This is a genomic window from Abyssisolibacter fermentans (genome assembly GCF_001559865.1).
GTDB lineage: Bacteria > Bacillota > Clostridia > Tissierellales > MCWD3 > Abyssisolibacter > Abyssisolibacter fermentans.
The window spans coordinates 16,423-29,509 of sequence record NZ_LOHE01000038.1; the positions used below are offsets into that span (position 1 = coordinate 16,423).

General features: G+C 30.9%; 8 protein-coding genes. 3 read left to right on the forward strand and 5 right to left on the reverse strand.

Annotation, left to right across the window (positions count from 1 at the left end; genetic code table 11):
* Nucleotides 1-101 precede the first annotated feature (101 nt).
* Together AYC61_RS05005 and AYC61_RS05010 are read right to left on the reverse strand one after the other, a co-directional pair.
* On the reverse strand, nt 102-2,660 hold the full coding sequence (locus tag AYC61_RS05005) for a S8 family serine peptidase (protein ID WP_066497738.1): 2,559 nt from the start codon (nt 2,658-2,660) through the stop codon (nt 102-104).
* Nucleotides 2,661-3,658: 998 nt separating this feature from the next.
* Nucleotides 3,659-4,525 carry a hypothetical protein gene (locus AYC61_RS05010; protein ID WP_066497741.1) on the reverse strand — a complete coding sequence of 289 codons (867 nt, stop codon included), beginning with the start codon at nt 4,523-4,525 and terminating at the stop codon, nt 3,659-3,661.
* Nucleotides 4,526-5,534: 1,009 nt separating this feature from the next.
* Here AYC61_RS05010 and nuoE point away from each other — a divergent pair.
* The 3 genes from nuoE to AYC61_RS05025 all read left to right on the forward strand — a co-directional run bounded on the left by nuoE (nt 5,535) and on the right by AYC61_RS05025 (nt 11,450).
* Nucleotides 5,535-6,041 carry an NADH-quinone oxidoreductase subunit NuoE gene (gene nuoE / locus AYC61_RS05015; RefSeq protein ID WP_066497744.1) on the forward strand — a complete coding sequence of 169 codons (507 nt, stop codon included), beginning with the start codon at nt 5,535-5,537 and terminating at the stop codon, nt 6,039-6,041.
* A 2-nt stretch (nt 6,042-6,043) separates the two neighbouring features.
* Complete coding sequence (locus AYC61_RS05020) at nt 6,044-7,795, forward strand: NADH-quinone oxidoreductase subunit NuoF (protein ID WP_066497749.1); 1,752 nt, start codon at nt 6,044-6,046, stop codon at nt 7,793-7,795.
* 82 nt (nt 7,796-7,877) lie between these two features.
* Complete coding sequence (locus tag AYC61_RS05025) at nt 7,878-11,450, forward strand: molybdopterin-dependent oxidoreductase (protein ID WP_066497756.1); 3,573 nt, start codon at nt 7,878-7,880, stop codon at nt 11,448-11,450.
* A gap of 538 nt (nt 11,451-11,988) precedes the next feature.
* Here AYC61_RS05025 and AYC61_RS21060 read toward each other — a convergent pair.
* The 3 genes from AYC61_RS21060 to AYC61_RS05035 all read right to left on the reverse strand — a co-directional run bounded on the left by AYC61_RS21060 (nt 11,989) and on the right by AYC61_RS05035 (nt 12,942).
* Nucleotides 11,989-12,171 carry a hypothetical protein gene (locus tag AYC61_RS21060; protein WP_156456358.1) on the reverse strand — a complete coding sequence of 61 codons (183 nt, stop codon included), beginning with the start codon at nt 12,169-12,171 and terminating at the stop codon, nt 11,989-11,991.
* Complete coding sequence (locus AYC61_RS22260; protein ID WP_420806806.1) at nt 12,105-12,335, reverse strand: histidine phosphatase family protein; 231 nt, start codon at nt 12,333-12,335, stop codon at nt 12,105-12,107. The genes AYC61_RS21060 and AYC61_RS22260 overlap by 67 nt, the downstream gene beginning before the upstream one ends.
* A 100-nt stretch (nt 12,336-12,435) precedes the next feature.
* Nucleotides 12,436-12,942: a PTS sugar transporter subunit IIA gene (locus AYC61_RS05035; RefSeq protein WP_066497762.1), complete on the reverse strand. Its 507-nt coding sequence runs from the start codon at nt 12,940-12,942 to the stop codon at nt 12,436-12,438.
* Nucleotides 12,943-13,087 lie beyond the last annotated feature (145 nt).

Here is a 13,087-nt window from a genome sequence, read left to right on the forward strand (position 1 = left end):
CACTGAAAATTCAGTGCCGTCATCATTAAACTCATATAAATCTATTGAATTAAATCATATGTTGTACAAACCTTTGTTAATAGCTTCTTATCTATAATAAATTATTGAATTACTGGATAAGTTGCTGTTAAAGTAAATGTAGCTCTTTTAGTATTAGTATTAGTTACTCTAATTCTATAGCTTCCAACATCAGTAGCATTGTAAGAAACTGATGATGTTCCACTAGCTACTTCATTACCACTTGGGTTATACAAGCTCATTGTAAAACCAGAACCAGTTAAATTCAAGTCAATAGTTCCAGCTGCAGTTACATCAATATTGTAATCTATAGATGTACTTTTTCTTAAACGTTCACTAAAAGTATCTGTAACATAAGAAACAACAATTTCATTTTCCACATTTACAGTAATAGTGCTTGTATCAATATTGCCTGCTATATCAAAAGCTTTTGCCAAAATAGTATGGCTACCATTGCTTACTGTAGTAGAATCCCAATTAATGCTATATGGGCTTGATACATCTGTTCCAACTTTGTTATCATCTACATAAAATTCAACTCTGCTTATACCTTCATTATCGCTTGCATCTGCACTTAAAATAACTGTTTCATTTACAGTTTCACCATTTGCTGGACTAGTTAAATCACAAGTTGGAGCAATTGTATCATCGCTTGGTGTACCAAAATCTCCTGAAGAGAAAAGTGCAAATGGTTGTGACCCTTGTGGTATATTATATCCATTTATTTCAACAGTGTAGTTACCAGTTTCAGGAGTATCAATATAAACATTCTCTACGTTATTTAAACGGTCATATCCACTATTATATGGAGCTGTAAAATCATTACCATAATATATAGTACCTGAAGGAGATGTAACTTTAAGGTCTATATCGTTAACAAGAGCTTTAGATGCAGATGTAGAACCTGGGAAGTCAGTCCATACTAAAGAAATTTTTAATGGAGTATTACTAGATTCTACAGAATAAGTAAAGCTTTGATTTTCACCAGTGTTTAAGCTGTATGTTTCATCTTCATATCTATATTCTTTAGAGACTAAAGAGTCGGCTAGGCTTAAACGTCCCCATCCTTGATCACGACTTGGATATCCATAAGACATATCAGTACCACCATTGATAATTGCTGCTTTCATCATTGCTGGGCTTGGAGTATGGTTCCATTCTTGTTGCATATATTCACGTGCTACTGCTACTGCACCAGCAGTCAATGGAGTAGCCATAGAAGTACCACCCATGTATGCATAATAATCATTATAAGCATCCCAGTAATTATCTACAGGTGCTACAGAAGATTTTGTAGAAAGAATCCATGAACCAGGTGCTACTATGTCAGGTTTAATTCTACCATCTTCACAATTTCCACGACTTGAAAATGCAACAACTTCATTTATATTGTCACCAAGATTACCCATATAAGTATCATACATATTAGGACGATTGTTTTCAGTAGCACCTACTGTAATACAGTTTTTAGCACTACCTGGTGTACCTATAGAATTGTAAAGAATGTTACCAGTATTTTTATCATAACCTTCATTGCCAGCAGCAAAAAGAATAGTCATATCGTTGTTCCAAACATATTCATCAACGTTCTGTGCATCTATATTATAATCACCATTAGAAGCAGCTCCCCAAGAATTTGTATGGATACGAGCACCATCATTCCATGCTTGAGCAAATAAATCGTTTAAATCATTTGGAAGTCCACCAAGACCACCATTAGAGTCTAATACTGATTGAAATACAAGATGTGCATCAGGAGCTACACCTTTTAATTGTCCATTAGATCTTGTTCCATTACCTAAAACAGATCCTGCAACGTGAGTACCATGACCATGAGGGTCATCAGCTGTACTTCTACCTAATGCATGTATAGCATCTATTTTACCTTGGAAATCTGAATGCATACTGCTATCATTTATACCTTTATCAATACCAGTATCACAAACACAAACTACTTGTCCAGAACCATCATAGCCTAGATTCCATACTTCATCTACATTCATAATTACTCTAGCTTCATCATTAAATAAAACATATTCTACAACTGGTTCAATATATTTAACATTATTTAGGTTCGCAAATTTTTCTATATGTTTGCTCTCCATTTTTACTTTTACTTTATTTTTAGCATGTCCTAACTTCTTACCGTTAGATTTAGCTATCTCTTCATCTAAAACAGATTCATCATCAAATGTAAGTATTGTTAATGCAACTTCTCCATTATCCTTTACATTACCAGAATCATCTTTAAGAGATGGATGTATTTTGAAAGCTGGTTGATAAACCATTACTTCTTCTACAAATGAAAGCTCTTTTACTTTCTCAGCTACTTCTGGAGTCATTGTAGTTAAAAATGCAAAATCAGGAATATATTCAACCAATTCTGCTCCCAAACTTTCAACTCCAGATTTCATTTCATTTTTTATTGGTCCATTAAAATTAACCATATATGGACCTATTTCATTTTGTGAATAACCTTTTTTCAAAAGCCCGTTTGGTATTTTTTCATTCATTCCTTTTAAATAAATTCCATTAGCTGACCCCTTAGTTTCATCAGCATACGATGTTATAGGTGCAACGCATAACATCATCATCATAGCTACTAAAAATAAACTGATATTACGTTTAAATTTTTTATTCATTTTGTTTCCCCCTTGAGTTTTATTCATATACCACCCAAATAATTATATTGATAAATATTTTATATAGAGAATTTTTTAAAATCTAAAGGGCTAATATAACAAATTTTAGAATTAAATAAAAAAAATACAATATCGATTTTTTAATAAATTAACTTTTTTCTTATAACTTTTTAATTTAAACTTTCTATTAATTCAATTTTCATTATCCAAATCCCTCTATAAAATAATTTATCAGCATTTTCGCCTCCTTTTATTTTACATAAATTCTATTTTAAGAGTAGTATGTTTATTAATTGTTATTCTACATTTATTTGTTTTTTCCTCTAATATATAGAATATTTTTCATATTTCTATTTATTTTTTATGTATTCATATTATTAATCATAATTTTGCAGCATTTCTTTAATGCTTCTATAAAAAAATATAATATAATAGGGAACAATTCCCTTGAATCTTAGCTTAATAACTATGATTAAAGCTATATGTGAAAGTTCTACGTTCTAATTTTAATATCTCTATCTCCTTATAATAATGTAGAATTTTATAAAAATATAACTTCACTTTCATTTTTTATAAGCCAACAAAATTATTTTTTTCACGCTTAAAATATGTAAGTCATTTTGTGTATTTACATTAAATATTTGTCAAATTTAGTGTTGTAAGTCAAAAAAACAGACTATTTTTTTACATAGTCCGCTGTCCCCTTGTTTCCCTATAAAAAATTTTATTAATTGCACTCTTTGTAACACAATTGTCTCATCAATTATATAATGCTTTCTATATTAATTTGCTTTTAATTCATCATTTTTTTGTTTTTGTTTTAATATGTTTTTTCACTTCTTTATATAATGAAAATATTCTTTGAATAAAACACAATTTAGCTTAATCAACCATTAAAAAAGCTGACTTTGTAATCTAAAAGCCAGTTTCATCTCCTATCCAACATACCAAGGCAAAATAAATCAACTTACTCTTGTATTCTTATTTGTCAGTATTCACTAGACTAAATCTTGTCTATCTTCAGATATTTTTAACCTTCTCTTAACTATTAGCTTATTTGTAAAGGTTATAATAAATACAATTGCTATAATAAATAGCATATAAAAAAACATTTTCGATAATCTATTTTCAGGATAAAAGAATCTACCTCGGTGAATTTCAACTATTATAGCACCTAATTTAGAGCTTTGAATATATGCAATTATATTGCTAGCAATAAGTAAAAGCTCACCAACAATTAAGCTTCCTTTTCCTAAAGCATATAATCCAAATACACAAAGCAAAAGAATTAAATACTTAATACCTAAATTTGTTATAGAGTAAACATTATTTCCCTCTAAAGCGCCTCTAAAAGCATAGGTCAAAATTAATAGATTTAAAATAGCTACTGTATATAAACCACCTCTATTTACAAGATGATTATTTTCCCATACTTTATATTTATGAGCATTTAATTTCCCTCCTACAAGGATTTCTCCTAGAGTTAGGATTTTTAGCTTTCTAGATAATGCACAATAATAAAAAATCATAAGTCCTATAATAATTACCACGCCTAAGGGAATAATCGTTATGTCAAAAGAAACTTTTTCGACTATCTCTGATGTTACCTCTATTCCTTTAATTTTACTCATATAATATTTACAATAATAATCGCTAGAATCTATTAATGGTCCAGTATAAAATAACTCTCCAAATAGTAAAGTTTTCAATAATCCTAATAAACTAAAATAAATCACTGTGCCTAATAAAATATCAACTATGCCTGCAACCAATCCATTAGATTCTGCTTCTCTAAGAAATTCTTCTTCTGTTAGTTCCTTTTTTTTAATTGAACTTAGTATTAAAAGTAATCGATTTTCACTCATATAATCACCATCTTTCGTATTCTCGTTTATAATATAACATTATGCAATATTAGGCACAAGGAAATTTTCCAAAATCGTTGTATTTTTTCTTTAAATGTTAAAAACTAACTCAACAGTTTGTTTTAAAATATATATCGTTAAAATCGAGTCATGCTTTTAGCTTCTTAACTAATAAGCATTGCTCTTTTATTTTTATTATTTTTATTTAATAATTTCATATTATTATCTCCTTAATTTATATGATATGTTTTTTTCAACCTCTTTTAAATATTATTTTCAATTATATCGCTAATTTAACAAATTCATAACGTAAGAATTTAACATATATGCCAAAGCTACTTATGCTTCTCTACTTATTATACTCAAAACATTATCTAACAGTCCACAAACTACACTCCATTTGAGGTTTACTCCAAATCATCTCCTTATTCCTTCTTTTATTCTATTCACCACAAAATATTGCTAAAATATATTAAATTTATTACTTATTGTTCCTTCATTTATTGTATTATTTTTATATTCATGATACGATAATAAAAAAGTTTATTATTTCATATTTTTTTACAATCAGTAAATTTATTGATTAATTAACAATTGTTTTTTATTAATTTAATAGATAATAAAATATTAAACGACACCGATTTAGTATTTATGAATGATGAAATCCATGTCATTCATTTTTTATGTTTAACCCTGATTATTCATATAACTTTGAATAATGTGCTGTATAATTTTGAATTAGAAGATTCCAGTGAATTAGAAGGCATACTGAGTTGGTATGTCGAAAATTTAATGGACATCTTATAACAACGGAAGCAATTACGTAGTAATTGCAACACACCGTTTCAACGAGGCGGGAGATATACACATCGCCTGTTAAATATAATTGGTACCCGCTACCTATAGAGGTGGGGGACATCTTGTGCCTTGTTATAATCAGAAGGATACAGTAGAATATTTAATTTTCTATGAATAATCTGGGTTTAATATAGAGTAAAGGAGTGTAGATATGAAATGTTGTTGTAATAGTAAAATTAACAATGCTGATGCCGAAATAATCAATCCAATTCTTGATAAATATAAGAATATTGATGGCAGTTTAATCAGTATACTTCAAGAAGTACAAAGTAAATATAATTATTTGCCTATAGAAATACTTGGGTATATATCAGAAAAAACCGGTATAAAAAAAGCTAAGATACTTGGAGTAGCTTCATTCTATACGCAGTTTAGACTTAATCCTGTTGGAAAACATGTAATTATGTTATGTCAAGGAACAGCTTGCCATGTTAATGGTTCAAAAGCTATAGAAAAAGCAATATATGAAGAACTTGGCATAAAAGATGGACAAACTACTGACGATAATATGTTTACATTAGAAAATGTTGCATGTTTAGGATGTTGTAGTTTATCACCCGTAATGATGGTTGATGGAGAAACCTTTGGTAAATTAACTCCTGATAAAGCTAAAAAAATTATAAGAGAAATAAAAATTAGAGAAATTAAGGAGGTGTAGTCATGAAAATTATTATTGGACAAGGTAGTTGTGGTATAGCCGCTGGTGCAAATAAAGTGTATAAGAAATGTGTAGATATAATAAAAGAAAATGATTTAGATATAGAAATAGCAATTACAGGATGTATTGGTATGTGTCACTTAGAGCCTATTGTTGATGTAATAGACAATAATAACCAAAAAACAACTTATGTCAATGTAACTGAAGATATTATAAGTAATATTATCAGACTGCATCAATCTAATGAACAATGTAAAGATTACATAATTAAAGAAAAAGATTTAGAAATCTTAAATAAACAAAAAAGGATAACTTTAAGAAATTGTGGGATTATTAATCCAGAAAATATTGAAGAATACATAGCTAAAGATGGATATAAAGCGGCTAAGCTTTGTGTTAATAGTTTAAAACAAAATGATATTATTTCTATTATCAAAGAAGCTGGTTTACGTGGTAGAGGTGGCGCTGGTTTTCCAACTTGGTTTAAATGGAATGCTGCAAAACAGTCTCAAGGTAATGAAAAATATATGGTATGTAATGCTGATGAAGGTGACCCAGGTGCTTTTATGGATAGAAGTGTACTTGAAGGAGACCCTCATAGTTTAATAGAAGGTATGATAATAGGTGCTTGTGCTATTGGTGCTAACACAGGGGTTGTATATGTTAGAGCAGAATATCCTCTAGCAATAATACGACTTGAGATTGCTTTAAAACAAGCAAGAGCAAAGGGTTATTTAGGTAAAAATATCTTTGGTAGAGAAGGCTTTGATTTTGATCTTAGGATTAAGGCTGGAGCTGGAGCATTTGTATGTGGTGAAGAAACTGCACTTATCGCTTCATTGGAAGGCGAAAGAGGTATGCCTAGACTTAAACCTCCTTTCCCAGCACAAAAAGGTTATTGGGGAAAACCAACAAATATCAATAATGTTGAAACATTGGCAAATGTACCATGGATAGTTTTAAATGGTGCTAAAGCCTTTTCAGAGCTTGGTACTGAAAAAAGTAAAGGTACAAAAGTATTTGCTCTAACTGGTAAGATTAATAAAGGCGGATTAGTAGAAGTTCCAATGGGAATGACACTTAGAGAAATAATATTTGATATTGGCGGCGGAATAAAAGATGGCAAAAAATTTAAAGCAGTACAAATGGGAGGTCCTTCAGGAGGTTGTATTCCTGCTCATTTACTAGATACACCAGTAGATTATGATTCAATAAATGCTACTGGAGCTATCATGGGTTCTGGTGGAATGGTTGTTATGGATGAAACCACTTGTATGGTTGATATGGCTAGATTTTTCTTAGATTTTACTAGAAAAGAGTCATGTGGTAAATGTACATACTGTAGAATAGGTACTAAAAGAATGTTAGAAATCCTTACAAGAATATGTAATGGTGAAGGAAAAGATGGTGATATTGAGCTTTTAGAAGAATTAGGAGCTAAAATAAAAGAAGGAGCTTTATGTGGTTTAGGACAAACAGCACCTAATCCTGTATTAAGTACAATTAGATATTTTAGAGAAGAATATGAAGATCATATATACAATAAGAAATGTCCTGCTAAGCAGTGTCAAAATTTACTGATCTATAGTATAGATGAAGATAAGTGTAAAGGTTGTACATTATGTGCTAAAAACTGTCCAGTTGGAGCAATTACTGGAGTAGTTAAACAAGCTCATAAGATTGATACTACTAAGTGCATTAAATGTGGATTATGCGCCGAAAATTGTAATTTTGACGCTATTAAAGTGAATTAGGCATATGAAAAAAATAAATAAGTCAAATTGAAGTAATGTTTATTTTATGAATGTGCCTTATAGTTGGGAAAGAGGTGTAGATATGTCACAGATAAGTTTAAATATAAATGGTATAGAAGTAAAAGGCTATAAAGGACAAACAATATTAGAGATAGCTAGAGAAAACAATATAGAAATTCCTACTCTTTGTTATGATAAAAGAGTACAAGCCTATGGTTCTTGTGGACTATGTGTAGTAGAAGTTGAAGGTACTCCAAAGCTTTTAAGAGCTTGTTCAACTGTAGCTAGTGATGGTATGGTAGTTAAAACTAACACAAATCGTGTTAGAGAATCAAGAAAATCTGCACTAGAATTATTATTATCAGATCATGAAGGCGATTGTAGACCACCATGCGTTTTAGCATGTCCAGCTGGTACAGACTGCCAAGGTTATGTAGGACTTATCGCTAACGGTGAATATAAAGAAGCTTTAAAATTAATAAAAGAACAATTACCACTACCAGCTAGTATAGGTAGAGTATGTCCACATCCATGTGAGAATGCATGTAGAAGACAACTTGTTGAAGAACCAATATCAATAGCTTGGCTTAAAAGCTTTGTAGCTGATATTGATTTAAAAGATGCTCAGTGCTTTATACCAAAGTTAAAACCTAAATCAGGTAAGAGTGTTGCAGTTATAGGTGGAGGTCCTGGTGGTTTGTCTTGCGCATATTTCTTAGCAAAAGAAGGTCATAAAGTTGTTATGTATGAAGCTATGCCTGAAATGGGCGGTATGTTAAGATATGGAATACCGCAATATAGATTACCAAAAGAAGTATTAAATAAAGAGATTAGCATAATAGAAAAAATGGGCGTTAAGATGTATAAAAATATTAGAGTAGGTAGAGATATTAAGTTTAGCTATCTAAGAGATAGTTTTGATGCTGTATATGTATCAATAGGGGCATGGGAAAGTGCTAGCCTAAACTGTCCAGGTGATGATCTAGAAAATGTTATAGGCGGCATTAACTTTCTAAGAAAATTTGCAATAAATGAACCTATTAGAACAGGTGATAGAATAGCTGTAGTCGGTGGTGGTAACACAGCTATGGATGCATGTAGAACTGCTATTAGGTTAGGAGCAAAAGAAGTCTATCTATTATATAGAAGAACTGAAGAAGAAATGCCAGCTGATTATTCTGAAATAGTCGAAGCTAGAGAAGAGGGAGTTATATTTAAATATCTCGTAAGTCCTTTAGAGATAATAGGCAAAGATGGTAAAGTAGATAAAATAAGACTTCAAAAGATGCAGCAAGGTCCAGCTGATGCTAGTGGCAGAAGAAGACCTATACCTATTGAAGGTGAAGAAGAAATAATTGAAGTTGATTCTGTTATATGTTCAATAGGACAAAGAATAAATTCAGCAGGTTTTGAAGAATTAGAAAAGACTAACAAAGGAAATATTGTATCTGACTTAGGTACCTACCAAACAAGTTTAGAAGGTGTATTTGCAGGTGGTGATGCAACTAATAATGGTGCGGGCATCGCAATTCAATCTATAGGAGATGCCAAAAATGCATCTACAATGATTTGTAGATATCTTAATGGCGAAAAACTAACCTATAAAAAGCCATTCTTTGTCGAAAGAGAAAATATATCAAAGGATGAGTTTAAGAATATAGAAAAGAAACCTAGAACCAAAATGCCTCATTTAAAACCAGAAATTAGAAAACATAATTTTGAACAGGTTATAATCGGATACAGTGAAGAAGCTGCAAAAGAAGAAGCTATGAGATGTTTAGAATGTGGATGCCATGATTATTTTGAATGTGAACTTATAAAGCTAGCAAATGAGTATGAAGTAGAGCCAAGTAGGTTTAAAGGAGAAAATCATAGTCGTAAAGCAGATGATAATCATCCATTCATACAGAGAAATGTTGATAAATGCATACTTTGCGGTTTATGCGTCAGAGTATGCGAAGAGGTTATGGGAGTTGGTGCATTAGATTTAATTGATAGAGGCTTCGATACTATTGTTAAATCTGGTCTTGATACTAGTCTAAAAAATTCAGACTGTATTGCATGTGGACAATGTATTTCTGTTTGTCCAACAGGTGCATTAGGAGAAAGATTACCTATTGAAAAATCTGTACCACTTAAACCTGCAATTACAAATACGATTTGTTCAGGCTGCAGTGTTGGATGTAATGTAAAAGTCGAAGCTAAAGGTGACTTATTATTACGCTCAAAACCAAATAAAGATAGCGAAGTTGATGATGGATTATTATGTATTAAGGGTAGATTTGGTTATAATGCTTTTAATGATACTAAAAGAATTACAAGTCCTATGATTAGGAAAGATGGAGAGCTAAAAGAGGTAACAATTGAGGAAGCTGCTCTTTATGTAGCTAAAAGAGCTAAAAGTTTATCATTATTATATGGTAGTGAATCCCTAGCTGTATCCTTATCAGATAGATACACAAATGAAGAGATTTTTATAGCTAAAGAATTATCTGGTGTATTAAACACTGATAAAATTGCTTCATTCAATAGAATAAGTGAAGGTATTGTAGATGTATTAGGATATGATGCTTCAACTAATACTTTTGAAGAATTGTTAAGTACCGATACTATCATAGCAATCGAGGATGATATATTTAATAATAACACTATAGTAGGACTTAAGATTAAACAAGCAGTTAAGGCAGGTGCTAAACTGATAACTATAAATAAAAAACATACTAAGCTCAATGACTATAGCAGTATAGCCGTAAATGCTACTGATATCAGTTTCTTAAAGGAAATAGCAAAAGCCATACTTGATATAAAAGACAATAAAGTACCTAATGTTAATCATTTAGATGAATTTATTAAATCATTAGATAGTATTAAAGTTAGTGAAGAAGCTAAAAAAATAGCTGAAATATATGTAAATTCGAAGAAAGCAATGATTGTATTTGAGCAAAATGAAATTACTGCTGATGCAGCTAAACTTATAGCAAATATAGCTGTAATAGCTGGTCATATTGGAAAAGCAAGAAGCGGTATAATTCAGCTTAAAGCCAATAATAACAGCCAAGGATTAGCTGATATTGGTATAACAATGGATGCTAATAAGGTTATAAAAGGTGTAAATACTAAAACAATTAAAGGTTTACTTGTATTTGGCGAAGATATAAGTGACAGGCTAGATCTATCTTCCTTAGAATTTCTAATGGTTCAAGATACGCATGTTACAGAAACAGCTAAATTTGCAAATGTTGTTTTACCAGCTGCTGGCTTTGCTGAGTCAAATGGTACTTTTACTAATAGTGAAAGAAGAATACAACCTATAAAGCAAGCAATTAAACCATTAGTCAATATAGAAAATTGGCAAATCATTATGAAATTAGCTAATGCTTTAAGTGAAAATCTAGAATACAATACTCCAAATGATATACTAACTAAGATTACTAGAAATGTACCAGAGTATTTTGATATTACTAAACAAGGTAATAAAGGTTTCTGGCCAGTTGGTGAATCACGAGTACTATATAACAATGGCTTTGCAACTGCTGATTCAAAAGCAAATCTTGCCATTGTTGATAATGGGATTTTATTTAACAAAGTTAAAAATACAGATAGTATTGGTAATAGATTTAAAGAAAGAATTAAAGAAGCTGGATTGGTTAAGTAGGATTTGGTTAGATATTTAAAAATAATTAGTGTAAAAAAGAAGATGACTGATAGTCATCTTCTTTTAATTATCCTTCTATTAATCATTTTACAACATATCCCTATGATAGTATTATTAGTTTATAACAACAAAGCAATTACGTAGTAATTGTAACACACCGTTTCAACAAGGCGAAAGATTGCACACCACCTGTTAAATATAATCTATACCCGCCACCTATAGAGGTAAGGGACATCTTGCACCTTGTTATAAATTAAAAGAAAAAAGTGATTATTTAATGACTTATTCAACAGGAGAAAAACAAGGTAATGGTACATATCAATACACTGAATGGACAGCTTGTGTTAATAACTATGCCTAAGGTTAAAGTTGAAAATTTTTTCTTCTAACTTAATATTGCTATCCTTATTGTAGATAATATAGCATGTTATAGAAACAAATAAATCATCCTCTTTCATCTCCTACTTTTTAGTTATATCATTTCTTCCTTTTTGGTCAAAATGAACTACCCTTTAGACAATGTACCTGTCCCCTTGTCTTATCGCGCATTTATGACTGAATCGTAATTTTCACCACCATACATTTCATATCTCTTCATCATCGCATCGATAATCACGTTTATTTCTTTTTTTTCATCAAGATTCTTTCCACTTCTCAGTACCGTATTTTCCTTTCCCTCCAAAGACCATAATTTTGTTCTTTTAGGTTCTTTGTAACACATAATGGGATGTCTCTACCTTCTATAATATAGTTTGCCGTATCTATTACTCTTTCACTGGATGAACTATATGCTCGTACAAAAAATATTTTCTTCAGCTTATCCTGAAGCATTTTCGCCTGTAATATCCCTTTTTGCGTAAGTAGAGAATCGCACCACCCCTGCACTTGGTTTTCTGCATTAAACAACTTTTCTCCATGCCTAACTAAATATATCTTTGTAATTGTCCTAAAAAAACATTTATTAATTAGCCTAATACCTTTTCACTTACTTTTTCGCCATCAAAATCTTTGTACTTTTTTCAATTTTACCGGCACCAAAAAATTTAATATCTTCATAGTCTCCTGTATTGGTCACAGCAATAACAATAACATCGTCATAACCGGCTTCTTTAATTTTCGAAACAGAAAATGTCATAAGTAACTGACCACGCTTTACTTGATCGTTTACCTGTACTTTTAGTTCGAAACCTTTTCCATTCATTGAAACCGTATCAATACCAACATGGATTAATGTCTCTACGCCATCATCACTGATAAGTCCAATCGCATGTTTTGTCTTTGCAATCTGAACCACTTTACCGGTAAATGGCGCATACACACACCCTTCCGAAGGACGCAAACCACAACCTTTTCCAAGCATACCAGCCGAAAAAATCTCGTCTCCAATATCTGATAAAGCGATTAATTCTCCATCAGCAGGTGAATAAATTACACATTCATCTTTTTTTTCATCCCGAATATTGTTTTTTAATATTTTATCAAACAATCCCATATATCTTTCCCTTTCTTTCTAATTAATTTTTGTTCGTTATATATATTGACTATAAAAACTATCATAGTTTATATATCAATTTGGTCTTCCATCAAGAAAATAGACAAATCAACCGGGATATGTCTGATTTCTTGACGGAAAACCA